At 64.2% G+C, this 17282-nt stretch carries 12 protein-coding genes and 1 pseudogene; 9 read left to right on the plus strand and 4 right to left on the minus strand.

Annotation, left to right across the window (positions count from 1 at the left end; all coding sequences use genetic code 11):
* The first annotated feature begins 2 nt into the window (after positions 1–2).
* The 3 genes from ACZ3HL_RS12920 to ACZ3HL_RS12930 all read left to right on the plus strand — a co-directional run bounded on the left by ACZ3HL_RS12920 (position 3) and on the right by ACZ3HL_RS12930 (position 4072).
* Positions 3–740 carry a hypothetical protein gene (locus tag ACZ3HL_RS12920; protein ID WP_465530854.1) on the plus strand — a complete coding sequence of 246 codons (738 nt, stop codon included), beginning with the start codon at positions 3–5 and terminating at the stop codon, positions 738–740.
* A gap of 171 nt (positions 741–911) precedes the next feature.
* Entirely contained in the window at positions 912–1820 is a 909-nt protein-coding gene (locus ACZ3HL_RS12925) for a YDG/SRA domain-containing protein (protein WP_465530856.1), read from the plus strand.
* Between the two features lie 140 nt (positions 1821–1960).
* Positions 1961–4072: an ATP-binding protein gene (locus tag ACZ3HL_RS12930; RefSeq protein ID WP_465530858.1), complete on the plus strand. Its 2112-nt coding sequence runs from the start codon at positions 1961–1963 to the stop codon at positions 4070–4072.
* 228 nt (positions 4073–4300) lie between these two features.
* Here the strand turns inward: ACZ3HL_RS12930 and ACZ3HL_RS12935 are convergent, their stop codons facing one another.
* Positions 4301–5257 carry a hypothetical protein gene (locus ACZ3HL_RS12935; RefSeq protein ID WP_465530860.1) on the minus strand — a complete coding sequence of 319 codons (957 nt, stop codon included), beginning with the start codon at positions 5255–5257 and terminating at the stop codon, positions 4301–4303.
* Positions 5258–5794: 537 nt separating this feature from the next.
* Here ACZ3HL_RS12935 and ACZ3HL_RS12940 point away from each other — a divergent pair.
* Positions 5795–6640, plus strand: coding sequence for a TIR domain-containing protein (locus ACZ3HL_RS12940; RefSeq protein ID WP_465530862.1), 846 nt, complete (start codon positions 5795–5797; stop codon positions 6638–6640).
* A 153-nt stretch (positions 6641–6793) separates the two neighbouring features.
* Complete coding sequence (locus ACZ3HL_RS12945) at positions 6794–8791, plus strand: tetratricopeptide repeat protein (protein WP_465530864.1); 1998 nt, start codon at positions 6794–6796, stop codon at positions 8789–8791.
* On the opposite strand, the gene ACZ3HL_RS12950 is transcribed toward ACZ3HL_RS12945, so the two are convergent.
* Both ACZ3HL_RS12950 and ACZ3HL_RS12955 read right to left on the minus strand, forming a co-directional pair.
* The gene (locus ACZ3HL_RS12950) at positions 8785–9294 is read right to left on the minus strand and encodes a hypothetical protein (protein ID WP_465531071.1); all 510 of its coding nucleotides are present in this window, start codon (positions 9292–9294) and stop codon (positions 8785–8787) included. The two genes, ACZ3HL_RS12945 and ACZ3HL_RS12950, sit on opposite strands and share 7 nt — an antisense overlap.
* A gap of 40 nt (positions 9295–9334) precedes the next feature.
* On the minus strand, positions 9335–11566 hold the full coding sequence (locus ACZ3HL_RS12955) for a tetratricopeptide repeat protein (protein ID WP_465530866.1): 2232 nt from the start codon (positions 11564–11566) through the stop codon (positions 9335–9337).
* A gap of 74 nt (positions 11567–11640) precedes the next feature.
* Between ACZ3HL_RS12955 and ACZ3HL_RS12960 the strand changes: the two are divergent.
* The 4 genes and pseudogenes from ACZ3HL_RS12960 to ACZ3HL_RS12975 form a co-directional block, all read left to right on the plus strand.
* Positions 11641–11816 (plus strand): annotated as a pseudogene (locus ACZ3HL_RS12960) (transposase); the annotation flags it as partial.
* A gap of 182 nt (positions 11817–11998) precedes the next feature.
* Positions 11999–13030, plus strand: coding sequence for a hypothetical protein (locus ACZ3HL_RS12965; RefSeq protein WP_465530868.1), 1032 nt, complete (start codon positions 11999–12001; stop codon positions 13028–13030).
* Positions 13031–13627: 597 nt separating this feature from the next.
* Complete coding sequence (locus ACZ3HL_RS12970) at positions 13628–15652, plus strand: hypothetical protein (protein ID WP_465530870.1); 2025 nt, start codon at positions 13628–13630, stop codon at positions 15650–15652.
* A gap of 326 nt (positions 15653–15978) precedes the next feature.
* On the plus strand, positions 15979–16332 hold the full coding sequence (locus ACZ3HL_RS12975; RefSeq protein WP_465530872.1) for a hypothetical protein: 354 nt from the start codon (positions 15979–15981) through the stop codon (positions 16330–16332).
* A gap of 147 nt (positions 16333–16479) precedes the next feature.
* Here the strand turns inward: ACZ3HL_RS12975 and ACZ3HL_RS12980 are convergent, their stop codons facing one another.
* Entirely contained in the window at positions 16480–16983 is a 504-nt protein-coding gene (locus ACZ3HL_RS12980; protein ID WP_465530874.1) for an HNH endonuclease, read from the minus strand.
* Positions 16984–17282: the final 299 nt, after the last annotated feature.

Below are 17282 nucleotides of genomic sequence, written 5' to 3' on the forward strand. Positions count from 1 at the left end.
ACATGCGATGGCGCCGTCGCACGACACCGGTCGAGCCCGCGCCGGACGAGCCCGACCGGCGCGCACCGTTCGCGGGCCCAATTCCCAGTGAACTGCCCGGCTTCGACTTCGAGGTGACCTGCACCGTGGTCTGGAGCGCATCACCAGCTTGGCAAGAGAAAGCCTGCAAGGAAGTCACCTCCCGCGCCGCCAGGCTGCTGAGCAGCTACTCGCCTATCCACGCAAACCTCGCCGGAACCCAGCTCGCCGCGGACCTGGCGGAAGCCAGCCTGCTGCCCGACAAACCTCCAATCCGTGTATGGGCGGAAGATGTCGTCCTCACCGTCAACCCGGACCAACTCGAACTGGCGCAGCAACACGCGCAACACCTCCGGCGGCGAGAAGTCGCCGCCGCCGGGCACGAGATCGAACGCGCCGAACTCACCTACCTGAAGGACACCGTCTTCAAGAGCACGGCATCGGCAACCCTCTGGTGGCTACGAAACCACAACCACGACATCACCGAGCTGAATTCGGTCGTCGAAGACCTAAATCGTACGGTGAAGATCGTGGCCGGTGATGACATCCTGCCTCCGGTGGATGCCCTCATCGCCGCTTTCGACGCGTTGATCCCGGATCTCGCTCCAAGCGCGCGGTACGAAATCCACGATCAACTGGCACAGATGCTCTCCGCCTTGGGAATGCACAGGGACGCAGACGCCTTGCGCTCCCAATCCAGGAAGCACCCGGCAGACGGATGAGGGGATCATGGGCCTGACCAGCGAACGACTCCTCTGTGTCACGGCTTCGTTGACAGCGAGTTACCATTTCGCGAACAGTACCCATCGACGAAGCCCAGCACCTGGTACCGCAGACCACGTCGTCGCTTGCTGGTCTCGAGCTGTCGGTGTGAGTGACTACGCTGCCTAGCTGTGGGCAAAGTGCAGTATGGCGCCGTGGCCGGCGTCAGCGTAGGGGACCAGTTCGCCAGGTACCGGGACATGCATGCCGTGGGCCTGCATCGGACATTGCAGGCGGGTATCGCTGGGGGCAAGGAGGGGGCAGATTCCATCGTCGTCAACGGCGGGTATCCCGATGACGACGATCTCGGCGACCAGATCATCTACACAGGACAGGGCGGCCGTGACGAAACCACCCGTCGGCAGGTCGCCGACCAAGAGTTGACCTTAGGAAACGCCGGTCTCGCCGTGGCATACCGAGACAAGCACCCGGTCCGGGTCATCCGCGGAGCATCCGGAGACCCGACGTACTCCCCGAAGACCGGCTACCGGTACGACGGGCTGTTCGACATCGTCAACATGTGGCCAGAGACAAACGGGGACGGCTTCCGCATCTGGCGGTTCCACTTGGTGCAGGCTGCCGCTCCCTTGACACATGCTGGCCGAAAAGTGGCCGTAGCAAGGGCGAGACGGCGCGGCACCACGCGCAAGGCTGGCACGCGGACAACGTTGGTCGAGGTTCGCACCGGTCAACCAGGGTTTCGACAGGATCTCATGGATCGGTACGGGCTGGTCTGTGCGGTGACCGGCGACGGTCCCGCAGCGACGCTGCAGGCAGCTCACCTGCGCGCCTTCTCCAAGTACAAACGTCACGTCGCTACTGAGGGACTGCTGCTGCGGGCGGACATCCACCGCCTATTCGACACCGCCCAGATGACTATCGATCCGCGCGAACGAACAGTTCTCGTTCACCCAGACCTGATGGTGTTCCCTGCCTACGCCTGCCTGGCCGGCCGGCAGCTCGCGATCGACGACGCTGTGCTGCCCGATCTTGAGGTACTCGTTGAGCACCATGCCGAGGTCACTGCTGGATGGCCGTAGGAGCCGACAGGTACTCAACGATGGAGGATGCTCCAGCAGATCTCCGGTCGGCACGCCCGCCTGCCCTGCCAATAGCTCTCCTCCTTTCAGATCTCTGAGCTGCGGAGGATCGCGGGCTGTGATCGGGCACACTGAGGGTCATGGTGGGGACCTCAGAGGGACAGAACCTGATCCGCGGCGATGTCTTGGGCAATGCTATTCAGGCGAGGGACGTCGACACGATCATCCTTGAGCAGGCGGGGCGCCCGTCGGTGGTGCCGCGGCAGCTGCCCGCGGCGTCGTCGCTGTTCACCGGCCGCGAAGCCGAGCTGGAACGGCTAACTGCGGTGCTTGAGCACGAACTGGGTAAGGGTTCCACGGTGGTGATCTCAGCGCTTGCTGGCGCTGGCGGGATCGGGAAGACATGGTTAGCGCTGCACTGGGCGCACCTTCACCAGGATCGTTTCCCAGACGGGCAGCTGTTCGTTGACCTGCGCGGCTTTGACCCCAGCGACGACCCGATGCCACCGCACGAGGCGGTCCGCGGGTTTCTCGACGCCCTCGGAGTCGCCTCGGACGCCATTCCTGCGGAGCCGTCGGCACAGATCGGGTTGTACCGCAGCCTGGTCGCAACGCGACAGATGCTCATCGTGCTCGACAACGCCCGCGACAGCGACCACATCACCCCGCTACTGCCCGGTGGTTCCCGCTGCACGGTGCTGGTGACCAGCCGGGACCAGATGGCCAGCCTCATCGCCCGGCACAGCGCACAACCGGTCACCGTCGAGGCACTCGACGAGCAGCAGTCATGCATGCTGCTCGCCCGCCGGCTGGACGAGGCTCGGCTGGCAGCCGAGCCCGCCGCAGTGGCTGAGCTGGTGAGCAGCTGTGCAGGGTTACCGCTGGCGTTGAGCATCGTCGCTGGCCGCGCGATCCTGGACCCGCACGTTCACCTGGCGGATCTGGCCGCGGAACTGCGCGACACCGCCACTCGTCTGCAGGCACTCGATGAGGGAACCCCGACCAGCAGCCTGGAAACGGTGCTGTCCTGGTCCTACCGTGCCCTCACTCCAGAACAGGCCACAGTGTTCGCGCTGCTCGGCGCGGCGCCCGGCCCCGACATCAGCGTGCCCGCCGCCGCCAGCCTCACCGGCACACCCGAACCCCAGACACGCACAATCCTGCGGTCACTCGAGCGCGTGTCGCTCATCCAGCAGCACGCGCCACAGCGCTACCGGATGCACGATCTGGTCCGGCTCTACGCCGCACGCCACGCCGACCCCACCGCCGAAGCCCAGGGCCTGCGCCGCCTGGTGACCTTCGCCTGCCACACCGCGCACGCCGCCGACCTGCTCATCGCACCCAACCACACCCCCATCAAGCTCGACGAACTGGTTCCTGGCTGCGTACCCCGCCAACTCGCCGACCGTGACGACGCCTGGACCTACCTCACCACCGAGCAGGCCAATCTCATGGCCACCCTGCAACTGGCGACGAAGAAGGGGTGGGACTCGGCGGTATGGCAGCTCGCCTGGGCCCTGACCACCGTCCAGCTCCGCCAGGGACACCTCCAGGACTACCAGACAGCATGGAAAGCAGGACTGGCCGCGTCCCAACACCTGCCCGATGTTCGTCTCCGCACCCGCGCCTACCGCCATTGCGGCCGCGCCGCCGCGCTACTCGGCCAACATGATGACGCACTCCACCACCTGCAAGACGGCATCTCCTGGGCACAAGAGCACGGCGACCAGCTGGGTGCGGCCCACACCCATCGCGCACTGGCAGTGGCCTGGGACCAACGCAACGAATACCAGAAAGCCTTGGAACACTCCGAACGCGCCCTCCGCCTCTATGAGGACGTCGGTGCCCCGGCCAGCAGCGCTCACGCACTCAACGAGATCGGCTGGTACACCGCCAAAACCGGCAACCTCGACCATGCGCACCAGCACTGCACCGACGCCCTCGAACAATGCCGAAGCCGACAGGACCGCAGCGGCGAAGCAACCACACTGCTCAGCCTCGGCTACATCGCCCACCACACCGGTGACACCGACCACGCGATCAACACCTACCAGCGCTCCCTATCCCTCTACCGGGAACTCGGCGATGCCGCATCTGAAGCCACCGCGCTCGATCTCCTCGGGGATGCGGTTCAGGCTCGAGACACGGCGGCGGCGCGCGAGGCATGGGAACAAGCTCTCGAGCTGTTTCAGTCGCAATACCGCACCAAAGACGCCGATCGCGTCCGCCAGAAGATCAGCACAGTCAGCTAAGCGACATTTTCAGGAGTGTGCTGCGTTGTCCATGTCCGAGAGCCCGGCGTCTGCCTTTGTCCGCAACGGAGTGACTTCGTCTTTACTGCGCGGCGCTGCCCCACAGCTGGTGTCACTCGTCAGACTGACGCTGACGCATAGCAACTGCCTCGACAGCATTGAACGACGCTAATAACAGGCCACCAGCACCTCGGCAGGTCAGCATGCGGGGGGGGGAGCAGTAAGTGCTCACGCGTAACGTCGGCGTTCCTTCCACGCCACATAGCTATCCACATCGTCACGCAGGGCATGGTGAAAATCAGCCCGCAGCTGCCCCAAGTCGCGACGCGGACCTGCACTAGCCGTTGCGAGAAGAGCTCCCAATGAATGACTAAGAAGGCACCCGTGCCAGGCGCTGTACACCGCCACCGCATCGATCCGGAAGTTGTCGTGGCGGTCCAGGAGCACGTAGCCGAGCAGCTGCCGCAGCCAAGCCGCTACGTCGTCCGTGGTGGGCTCGACGGCCAACTTGACATCGATCAACGTCCTGCCAATCACCAGATCAGCTACACCGAAACCAGAGGCCCACTCGGGTGCGACCACCACCTTCTCCCCCAAGGCCACCAACGCCCGACGACCACGAGCCAGATACAGGTCCCAGCAGTGGCCCACCATGTCGAGCAGCTCGCAGCTTCTGCCCATGCTGTCCTCATCCATAGCCAAGCTCAGGAAAAATGAACGGCGCCGATCGACCGTGCGGGAGTTACCCCAGCGATGCATCGGCTGCCGAAACGACGCCAGATCCAGACACGCGGCAAAGACCCCGCGCTGGGCATCATCCACCGCGACACGGTGATGTGTGCGCTCCCAGTGCAGCAGAACCGGGTCAGTAGTCCCCTGACCAGCAAACGACGCCAGCGGACGATGTTCAAAGCCGGCCGCGGCCAGCGTCGCAGCACACCGGTCGACGGGGAGATACGACAGCTCCTGCATGCGGGGCGGGGTGGTCGCCAGGTCGAGCCCAATACACAGTTCGAAGGCCCACCCGACGCTGTCACGCCCGACGACGGGGGCGCTCGCGTCGACTGCATTCGAGGTCAGCTCGTGGACCCACGCTTCCACTACGGACTCGCGATTCGGTAGCTGGTCGTCGAGGAACCGCGACAGTGGAGTCCCTGCGTACATGGCTTGCTCTTGGATACCCACGCCGTCTCCGATCACTCAAGCCGGCCTCATTAACGGAACCGACCATGCTGCACACGTCGTGCAACCGCAAGCCATCAGCAGAATGGCTCTACCGTTGGTAGCATTCATGCTTCTTTGCTCGTGCGCATACCACCATCCCGCATCATCGATGAATGCGGTGTCCCGGCTGCGCAAGGCGCTCGGTCCGGCGGCCGCGGCGGTCGGGGTGCCGGAGCTAATCCTGACCCGCCCGCCCGGCTACCTCCTAATGCTGGACCGGACACGATCGACGCGGTGCGGTTTGAACGGCTGGCCACCGCGGGGTGCACGACAGCTGCGGGGAGATCGGCGAGGTGTTACCACGACTCCGCGTGCGATCCCTCCAACCGACCTCACACCGCATGGGCGACCGTCCACGCCGGCACCAATCGTGAGCAGACGAGTCGATAGACTCCACCAAGTGAAGGTGCAAGCCCGCTTCAGCGAACCGGTCGAGCGCATCCACTGGGTCCCCGGCTCGACCGGCCGGCCCGGCGACGAATCAAGGAGGCGGGCTGAATGCCCGAGCTAGACCGGGACCGCACGGTCTTCGTGATCCACGGGCGCGACAAGAAGGCGCGACGTGCCCTCTTCGAGTTCGTCCGTGCGATCGGCCTTCAGCCATTGGAGTGGTCACAGGTGTTGGCCGAAGTACAGCAAGGCTCCCCGAAGATCGGTGACGTGGTTCAGGCAGTCCTGAGCAAGGGCCGCGCCGTCATCGCGCTATCCACGCCGGACGACCTCGTCCAACTCAAAGACGAGCACGCCGACGACGAACACGACTTAGAGACCCAGTTGGCGGGGCAGGCCCGCCCGAACGTCATCTACGAGACCGGCATGGCGATGGCGCTGATCCCGGAGCGCACGATCCTGGTCGAGCTCGGCAAGGTACGGCGGTTCACCGATCTCAATGGTCACTTTGTGGTGCAGTTGAGCAATGACGCGGCACCGCGCAAGCTTCTCGCCCAGCGACTGCTGAACGTCGGGTGCGCGGTCGACCTCAGCGGGAGCGACTGGCTGGAAGCGGGCGACCTCACCCCGCCTGCCACGACGACGAACGCGCGAGTCACCCTGGCGCGACTGGCTGCTCGCCCGGAGCAGACCGACGAAAACGGGATCCTGCTGGAAAACTTCACCGTCACGCCCGATCACAAGGTGTATGGGGAGGCGCACAACAACGGTACCGCCACGAAGCATCTGATCATCAAAGTCACGTTCTACGATGCGAACGGCAGGATCCTCGGCACGGGCAATGGCGCGCTGAACGGCCTCGCCCCGGAACGGACGAAAACCTTCACTTTGACCACGCAGGACAAAGTTGACGGCTACCAGGATTATAAGGTCGAGGTCGACACCGCGTTCTAACGAGGTCAGAACCCATCGGGGCGCTCGCATCCGCGGGCGAATGAGTCGACAATTGGACTCATGTCCCCAGAGCACCACGTGCGGAACAGCCTCACCGGTGACCAGACGTTCGCGGTGCAAGCCGGTGTCATCCATGACGGTATGCACATCACGATGCCTGACGGCGACAGACCCGAGCCTCGCCAGCTTCCCGCCGGCGTCGCTGGTCTGATCGGTCGCGAGGGCCTGCTGGCCAGGCTGGACGAGTTGCCACCCGACGGACTCGCCGTCCTGTCCGGGATGGCCGGTGTCGGCAAGACGGCGCTCGTCCTGCACTGGGCGCACAGCGCGGCCCACAGGTTCCCGGACGGTCAGCTGTACGTCGACCTGCACGGCTTCGGGGTAAACGAACTTCTGCGCCCGCATAACGCATTGGCAGGGTTTCTGCGAGCGCTCGGGTACTCGCGCCCCGAAGAGCTGGCCACGCTCGACGAGCGCGCCGCGCACTTTCGGACGTTGATGAGCGGCCGTCGGGCGCTCGTCGTGCTGGACAACGCACTGTCCGCGGATCACGTCCGGCCGCTGCTACCCGGTCCCGCCGGAGGCACCGTCATCGTCATCAGCCGCCACCAGCTGAGTGGCCTCGTCGTCCAGCACGCGGCCACCGCGATCCGAGTTGACCCGCTGCCGGAGGAGGCCGGCTTGATGCTCCTCCGCTCGGCCATCGGCGACCGATCTCGCCACCCCGATGCAGGCACGCTGGTGCGTTTGTGTGCCGGATTGCCGCTGGCGTTGCGCATCGTGTCCGAGCGGATCGCTCGCTCCACCTCGGCCGAGCTCGATGGGGTCGTTGCCGAACTCGCCGTCGAACAAGCGCGCTTGGATGTGCTCGACACTCACGACGACCCCCGTTCCGCAGTGCGAACGGTATTCTCCTGGTCCTGCCGGGCACTGCCGGACCACGAGGCCCGCGCCTTCCGATTGCTCGGGTCGCACCCTGGTTCCGAATTCGGTCCGAACGCCGTCGCTGCGCTTCTTGATATCTCTCCGGAAGCCGCTACGAATTTGCTCAGGTCACTGGCGCGGAAGCACCTCCTATTCGATCTAGGTCACGCCCGATTCGGCTGGCACGACCTCCTCCACACCTACGCTCGGGAGCTGAGCGACCGCACCGAATCAGCGGAAGACCGGCAAGTCGCAATGGCCCGGCTGTACGACCACTACTTGCACTCGGCGGACCGGGCGGGGCGAATCGTGATGCCGCATCGACTCCGCTTTCCGCTCGAAGGAGAGGCAGTGGCACTGCCCGGCATGCAGAGTCGCGACGACGCGCTGCGGTGGCTGGATCTTGAACGCCGGAACCTCGAAACGATGTGCGCGATCGATGATCCGGCGCTCGACAGACGGCACTGGCAGCTCGCATACACGTTGCGGGACTACTACTTCCTGACCAAAGCCCGCGACGGGTGGCTGAGCACCCATCAGAACGCTCTCGAGGCATGCGTTCGGGCCGGCGATTCGCTCGCCGAGGCGCGCACGCGCAACAACCTCGGCATGGTGCTGGTCGAAATCGGCGAGCTGGACGAAGCGGCGAAGCACTACCGGCGGGCACGCGAACTGTTCGAAGAACTAGGCAACGGGCACGGCAGAAGCAATGCCCTCGCCAACGAGGCAGCGGTGCTGCGAAGGCGGGGTCACTTCATAGCGGCGTTGCGAAACCAAGAGCTGGCACTCCAGTGGTATCGCGAAAGCGGGGCACACCGGAACGTGGGGATCACCCTGCGAAGCAAAGCACTCGTGGAGACGGAATTGGGCCGCTTCACCAGCGCCGTCGAGCACGCCGGAGAGGCCATCGACATCGCGCTCGGGCTCGGTCTGGAGGTCGACGCGGCGGAGGGTTACGGCAGGCTCGGCCGGATCCACCAGCGGGCGGGCGACCACCTTCTGGCCGAGATCGCGTTCCATCGAGCCCTCCAGCACGCGCGGAACGGCGGCAGCCAGCACGAGGAGGCCTGTGTCCTGCAGGAACTCGGCGGGCTCGCCGCGTCGGCAGGCCGGTTCGAGGAAGCGCGGGACTTCTGGGTCGCCGCACTGAGCTTGTACCGGAGGCTCGGCCCGGCCGAGGGTAGCGCGGTGGCGATGGCACTCGCCCAGCTTGGGGTCAATCAGTAATTCGGCTGGTCCCCCGCGAGTCCGAGCAGCCAGTGGTGGACCACCTCAGCGATGGCGAGATCGAAGGGCTCCAAGATGAGAGGCGTCCGCGCGGCCGCCTCGCCGAGACGGTCACGCGCGTCCTCTGCGATCGCCACAGCGGCTTCGAGCTGATCTCCGACGACCTCGCCGGCCGCTCCGAGCGAATGTGCCATCACCACGTTCGCCCGCAACGCCCTTGGGTCATCCGGGCCGTGCGCCGATTCCTCCTCCGCGAAGGCAACAGCCAGCTCCATGACCTCGACCACCGTGTCTTCCCACGTCACGACATCTTCGTCCTCAGCGGATCGGTGGTCGCTGAGGTTGGCTTTGAGTAACCTCCGTGCCGTCTCCAGTGTGTCGAAGTGCGCTGGTCCCTGCGCCCGGAGCCGTTCGGCATATACAGCCCAGTACGACAGTCCGTGCGCGGTCGCGCTGTTCTCGCGGGCGTCGATGGTGTCCGGGTGATCGGGGCCGAGAACCACTTGCCTGCAGGCAGCCACGTAGTCGTAGACGTCCGCGGCCTCATCGGCCCGGCCGAGCCGACGCAGGTTGTGGCCAATGGCTTCGACCGCTTCCAGCGTCTCGGGCGTGTCCGGCCCGACCGTCCGCTGCCAGCGGGCCCAGGCGCCGTAGGCCAGTGAGAGCGAGTTTCCTTGAGCCACTTCGCCCCACAGCGAGCACAAGGTTGTTCAGCGCGATCAATGTTCTGCGCGAAGTACACCCGTCGACTTCGCAGCGACTGCGGTAAATTGCGCGGTGCAGGCTCAACGACTTCTCGGCGGCGCCGAGCTTTCCGAGTGTATTCGCCAGGTTCTCCTTGGCCTGCAAGCTGTCGCTGTGCGTCGGTCCTTTAAGGGCGCTGTACCGCACAACGGTCTCCTCCTGCAATTCCGCCGCGGTGGTGAAGTTCCCTTGCCCGAAATGCGCTGCCGCGAGGCTCACCAGCGCCACCAGCCGCGTCTCCTCGTCGGCCTCCGCCGACGTCTCGCACAACCGGTGGAGAACCTCGAACGAATACAGGGAGCCCGAGGTGTCTCCGAGTTCGTATTGCGACCGACCGGCCTCGTTCAATACGTGCCACTCGCTCGGCCCGGAAGGCCACTCCTCGGTAGTAGCGAGGGTGATCACGTGGTCCAGCCAGGACGACAATTTTCTGGTGACGTCGAACTGGTCGCGGGCGGATTCGAGCGAATCGCCGATCACATTCACTGCCGCCTCGTGCAGCCGTTGGCGATAGGTGGCGGGGAAGAAGAATTTCGCCGCCCTGGCCAACAGCGCATGTACCCGATGACTGTGGTCGCCCAGCCGGGTGGCCAGGCCGCGCTCGACCAATGCGCCGAACGAGGCCGTGGTGGCTCGGCGGTCCACAGCTGCGCGGAGGATCTTGTCGACGAGATCCCTCGGTAGCGGGGCGTCACCAAGGACGCTACTCACCGCCAGCGCGTCACGGCCATCGTCGCGAAGCGCTCGGAAACTACGCAGCACGGTGGCACTCAACTGCTTGCGGTAGGCGACGGGGATGTCCGTCAGATGTGTCGCCATCTCCAGCGAATCAGGCGTGTTCCGCTGCAGTTCCCGTCGAAGTGACTCATACCCCGCGAACCCGGCTGTCCTGGTCAGTCCAGCAGCGATCGTCAAGCCCAGCGCGTTACGTCCGAGGTCGGTGACAAGTCCTATCGCTCCCGACCGCTGCGCCGATGGGCCGGCCGGAAGCGGATGAGCCGCCGTTAGGACCTCGACGCAGCTCCGCTCGTCCAGCGGGACGAGGACGAGCTCATCCGATACGAGACCTGCGAACTCACCGCGTGTGGTCAGAAGTGTCTTGCCATTGTCCGTAGGGGCGTACATCACGCCCAGCAAAGCTTCGTCCACCGCCGACGGAACGTCATCGACGAGCCACAGGTACGGCTGCCCAGCACGCAATCTCCTGCCAATGGCCGCTGTCAACTCGTCCGTACGGTCCACTTCGGTATCCACGCCGAGCATTCTCGCGATGTCGCGCAACTGTTGGTGAAAGCGCGCCAACACGAGGGCAGGGTCGAACCGGCCGCGCTGACCGCTACCCCCGAGCCGGAGCTGAAACACACCGCCAGGGTGGTCTTCGGCGAACAGACGTGCGTACTCCTCACACAGAGCCGTCTTGCCCTCGCCCGCATCACCCCGGACCGAGACGACCGGATGGCCACGGTTTCCCGGCTTCGACTTGACCCGCAGCGATTCGTGCAATTCCCACATCATTTCGCCGCGCCCACGAAATCGCTTGTTCGCGGGCAACGGGCGCGGATACCAGTCCGGCTCGCCCACCGGCACGGCATCGCCGAATCTGCGCTGGTCGGTGGCACGAACACGAGCGACCTTCGCCGCGATGATCTCGGCTTGCTCCGCGACGTCATGACCTTCGCGGGTGAGCAGCTTCGGCCGCTTGAGCTGACGCGGCCGCAAGGCGCTCGGACGCACGCGCCAACTGATGGGCATGACCCGCTCGGTAGCGCCCTGTTCGAGTCGGTAGGCCGCGGTCAAGGCGATGAGCAGTTCTTTCCGGCAGCTCGGACTTTCGTGGAACGTCGGCGTCATCAGCGGAACGAGCATCCGTGCCCCGAGCAATGCGTCCTGGAGCGCGGGGTTCAGTGTGTCGCCGAAGGGGATGTTCTTGTCGTCCTGGAACACCGCCACGCCACAACCGACGAGCGCGGCGTGCAAGGCGTCCGCCCAGTCCTTGTCGTCCCAGTTGTAGCAGATGAACACGTCGTACACTTTCGCCAACATAGTCGTATCCGTGCCGCGACGAGCACCTGGACAGAGCCGCCGGGATGCAGGTTGTCGGCGACGCCGTGGCTGTCTCAGCAGCCAACACCCACGACATCCACGCGCTCACACCCCTGGTCATGACGATCCCGGCGATCAAGTCCCGGCGCGGCCCGCGACGACGCAAGCCGCCAAGCTGCATGCCGACAAGGCCTACGATCAAGCCGACCTGCGGCGATGGGTCCGCGACCGCGCCATAGATGCTCACTGACGTCATCTTGGCCGAGTACCGCACCGAATGATCGCGATCATGTCCGTCCTCGTCCTGGTGCAGGTAGCGGTACAGGGGTATCTGGGTCGGGTTGGGAAACCGTTACGGCGCGGAGCAAAACGACCAGTCCGGCGGTGTTCGGCCTCTGACACGGGCTTCATACTCGCCTGATGCCCGATGATTCTCGGACTCACAACGAAATCAGCGGAGCTGTGATCGGCAACGTGCTGCAGGCCGCGACCGTGGAGACAATCACCGGCACTCCGCGCCCCACCGCGCTGATCGGGTTGCCGCCCGCGGTACCGGCATTCGTCGGCCGAGACGCGGAACTCGCGCGGCTGACTGGGATGCTGAGGCTTCGTGATCCGGACGAGTCCTCCGGACGCTTAGTCGCCGTCATCGCCGGAATGGCGGGTGTCGGGAAGACCGCTCTCGCTCTTACCGCCGCCCACCGTACTTGGCAAGCCGGATGGTTCCCCGTTGGTGTGCTGATGATCGACATGCTCGGCTACGATTCACCCGAGCACCGTGTTCGTCCCGAAGTGGCGCTGGGCAGCGTGCTCGGCAACGTCGGTGTCATGGGCGAGCACATACCCGCTGACGGGCCGGGCAGAGAACGCCTGTGGCGCACCCTGTTGGCGGAGCGCGCCGCAGTGGGCGAGCGCATGCTGATCATCATCGACAACGTCTCGAGCTCCAGTCAGGTGCGTCCGCTGCTTCCTGGAATGCCACCGCACGAGGTTATGGTCACCAGCAGGCACATCTTGGCCGACGTCGAGGCTGCCGCGCTGATCAGACTGGGTGTACTGAATCCCAGTGAGGCGGCTACGTTGCTCGGCCATCAGCTCACCACGGCGGAAGCCGACGACGACCGTGCGATTACGCAGTCAGCCGAGGTCGAGCAGATCGCGCGGATGTGCGGGGGGCTGCCTCTCTCGATTCGGATCGCAGGCGCGCTGCTCGCGGCCGATCAAGGGCAGCCGTTGGTGGAAATGATCGAGACGCTGGCCGACGAGCGCGTCCGGCTCGACGAACTGAGCTACGACGGCAGCTTCGCCGTGCGCTCCGCGTTCGAACTGTCCTATCGGCAGCTCGAGGAAGCCGACGCCCAGCTGTTTAGGCTCCTGGCTGTGCATCGATCGGCACGCGGACCCCGACAGCGACACATTCATTCCACCTGCTCAGCTCCGAAGGGCTACTGAAGACGAAAGTAGACCCTCCAGCGGCTCTACTCCTGCCCTCAGTCGTGGAACCCAGGCTCAGCGTAACAAGTGGTTCGCGGCCGGTTTCAGTGCAGACCACGGGCAGCGAGCCTCAACTGATCTACACAGGAGAACAGCATGCTAGGGCAGCCAGGCGTGGACAACGGAACCATGTCCCACTGGGCGCGTTCTGCAAGTTAGGCAGCCATCACAAGCCGTGTGGATAGTGAGCAACACGCCCCATGAATACAGATAGGGAGACGTCCGGCTACGCTACCGATGATTCTGGTTGCATGACAGTGTCCCAGGTGCATCTCAGGTCGCGCGCCGGCGGGCCTCGATCCAGAGAGCCGAGCCGGGGGAATCCGAGCTTCCTCGTTGAACGAGCAGCCCCGCAACAAGCGCTAGTCCTGCGCGTGGGTGTAGCATCGCGGTCGGCGGGCGCGGACCGCCATCGTGGAGGATCACTTGCGACCGGCAGCGAGTGATGCAATTCCCCTAGGGCTGTGCCCACCGCGCAGGCGACCTTGTCATCGGTGTACTCGCTGTACCTGACGTCCTTGTCCGCCTGGCCGGAGGCAGAGCAGGGAGTCTTTCGTGCCTGGCAAGTTTCTGGATCAGATCACTCGGCTTGTCGATGACCTCACGATGCAACGACGCCGTACGATCAGTGCCTTCGTGCACCAGCTAAGCAGCCAACTGTCCGAGCCAGAGCAGCGGATACTCCTAAGGGCACTAGCCGATCCGTACCCCGCGGTTGGACGGCTTGAGTACGAACCGACGGTGCCGCACGTCGTGCGACACCGTCTCTTACCCGTAGCGGTGCACCGAGCTCAGCAGGAACTGGAGTCAGCGGTATTCCACGCGCTGTTGCAGGGAATGGTCCTGCTCGAGTCTCATCCGGTCGCCCGGGACTATCGGGTGGGCCATCTAGTTGACGACGTGCGGTCGTACCCGGATGAGTTGCGACTGCGACTCCATCCGGTGGCACTTGGTCCGTTACTAACAAATCTGTTGCCGATCGTGGATCCGGACGATCCAGCAGAACTTTATGGCACCGCTGGTGCACGGGTGTACTGGGACGACGTTGAACGTGTCGAGCTGTGGTTGGCGGACTTCAGCCCGCGGCCCCGCGTGGTGATCACGGGGATCTCGGAGACGGCGTGGAAAGCGGCTAAGGCTTATCTCGATGCTGAGCAATCGTCGGCACTATTGCTGGCCGACGCTTATCCCCACAGCTTGGCGCCGGCTGAGGCCGAGCTGCTGGCGCGGCGGCCGCGAGTATTCGGGCCGAATTCACTAGGCAGTGGGCTTCTACGCCGCATCGGTGTATTTCGCGATGCGTGGTGGGTCAAGTCCAGCGTACGTGGCAACGAATCGCTGGTGGTCGAGTGGCCCGACGCCCCATCTCAACTGAACGTGCTGGAACAGCTCTGCCACCTAGCGACCCAGCTCGCTCCTGGCAGATTCCGCCTGAACATAGATCCCAGCGGACGCATTGTCGAGCTCCACGACATCGATAGTTCTGTGCCGCTGCCCAACGATCCCGGTTGCAAACTGCTGCTCCGGAGAATTTCCACGACGCGCGAAGAATACCTGCGTTCTCGCCACCGATATACGCCCGTTCCCGACCACTGGCAGGCATGGCAGAAAGTCTTCCAGGCCGGCTGGCGGGAAGTTCAGCTCGATCTGGCTGTGCTGTGGAATCGCTACACCGGCGAAGAGCTGCACCCCAGCTCAGACAGAGTGGTCAAGATCAGAAAAGCGGTAACCTCAACTCCGCACGGTAAGGCGATACCAGAAGCACATTCCACCGCGCAGAGAATCCTGGAGACGTCACTGCTGTTGATGATTCGAGGATCCCAGCCTCCTTACAGCGGAGAGCGCTATCGTGGGCACCAGGTGTTTCGCGTGGTCAGCCCTCGACGCGATAAATTGGTTATCAACCTACACGAGAAGGTGGCGCGTTGGTTCCTTCGCGCGATGCTCGCGCCCGTCCAGCCTCACCCAGGCACAGACGGCGTACCTGGGCTGCGCATCGTGCCACAGGAACATGCGCTCGAGCTTCGGTTACTCGATCACGATGGTGTGTGCACCGATGCGTTAGTTGTACTGGACGGAGTGGGCGCTAAACGCTGGCGAGAAATCTGGCCCAATATTCGCGACAGTGTGCATTATGACAGCGGCTGCGTCGACCCAGTGCTCATGGCGAGCCCTCAGCTTAGCAACGGCGAGCGCGCCGGAATGAAATTCCATCGGCACAGCTGCGGGCCCATCTCGCTCGGCAGCGCTTTCCTACGTCGGTTCGGCCTTGTCAGCTGTGCGTACGCCGTGGACGTCTGGACTGGTGGCGAAGGCCGAGATCTGCATGTCGAAATTGACCAAGGACCTTCCGTCCCCACACTTCTCGATGCCCTGGCGGATCCGGTCTTCGGTCTCGTCGACGGATCGGCCTCCATCGTGCACCCATCTCAACGGCACCCCTGCGTTCAGGACCAACGCGTCGTCCCGGACCGATACATCGGACGGGAGAACCCGCCTCGACAACCACCGGCACTCATTCTGCGCCAGTTAGATCCCAGCACCATACCGTCGGCGATGCCTGGTCCGGTGATTTCATGAGCGCACCACGCCGAACGCATATTCTGGTCACCATCGCGGACAAAGTACTGGACTGCGATCAGCGGACCAGGCGAGCTAGCCAGCTCATGCTGACTGCCGCAGGATGTGTCACCTTGATACTGGCCGGTGCAGGGCTTCTTCTTACTCTTCTGCCACTGCCGATCTATGTGACGGCGGGCGTATTAACGGCAGCTGCTGGAATTTCCGGTGTCTTATCACGCCGCCGCCGCTGACTTCGGTTTAGTCTTGTCTTGTGGAACTGCGACAGGTTGGCCAGCATGGACGATTGATGAAGAACAAGTATGCATCACTTGAGGAGAAGAGTTATGGCACTGACGTGGGATGACATCGTGGATCCCGTAGTTCTGTTCGCGGACTCCGGCAACATGCTTGGGCACATGTGGTGGGTAGGCGATCCATCCCTGGCGCTTGAGATGGTCGAGGGGTTTTTCGACGTCGCACACGCATATGATGGTCTCGCCCGTCCTCTGCGTCTCGTCCAGGACGGCGACGGGTTCACGTTCGAACTTGTTTCAAGCGAGCCACGCGAGGCAGAGATGCGCGCCCGCGTGTGCTCGTATTACCGCAGATTCGCACGGAACCAAGCCCAGGAACCGCCGGACGTATCCGGCGTGCGGGAGTTCCTTTACGCGGTCGCGGACGACCATGTCGACGAGTAAGGCTATCGCGGGAAGCTCAGCTGGAATACGCCACGATAGCCGATAACGCAGCAGGTCATCGGGTACCGCGTTATCGACGGAGTCTTCGAAGTCGATCCTGAGGCGCGTCCCATGATGAGCTTCCCGAGTGGCGCTTGGAAGGCGAGGTTACGCAACTCCCCAGGCCGCTGTGACAGTGAGGTAGTGATCGCGGATGGCGGCCGGGTCTGGCCCCTTGACTACGGGCAGGCCGTCGAGTTTGGCGTAGTCGTCGTAGTCGGCCAGTGTCGGTGCGATAACGACGGTCCAGGTCTCGGGGTGGATGGCGAGCAGGCCGCGGTCGAACAGTTTGTGCACGTCGGCCCGCATGAGAAGACCGTCATCGTGGGATTCGTGTTCCGCGAACTTTCGCAGGTGCGCGGCTTCGAGCGCTTCCACTGGGGACGGCCCTGTGATCGCGCAACGCAGGCCGTAGTCCGCGAGCAGGTTCTCCCGGAACTTGTCTTGGCCGACGCGGACCTTTCCTCGTCCCCCGCAATGGCCGCCGGCCGGGACAGTCCGACGGCGAGTCCCCGGCATCGCCGGTGTGGGTACCGTCAGGCCTTTCAGAAGCGCCAGTAACGCGTCGTGGTCGAGGGGGCGGATCGCGTTCTGCGGAGCGCGGTCCAGCATCCGGGTGCGCAGCTCATCGAGTGGTATCGCTCCATCGAGAGCGCGATATCCTGCGCCGTATGGGAGCGGATCTCGGCGGCTTCGGCCATCATTGAGGCCTCGTCTTGCTGGAACTCTTCCAGGACGCGCAGGTCGGACTGACCGCCCTTGGTGGGGGTCTTGGTGTACTCGGGTAGGCGTGTCTGCAAGTCGTACAGCTTTCGCTGCACACTGTTGACCGACCGAAACTTGTCGCCGTACTGCCCTGTAGAGCCGCTCACCCGTGTCCGAAGTCGGAGACACTATGGCCCGCCAGCACT

This window comes from Amycolatopsis sp. NPDC000009 (assembly GCF_055563465.1).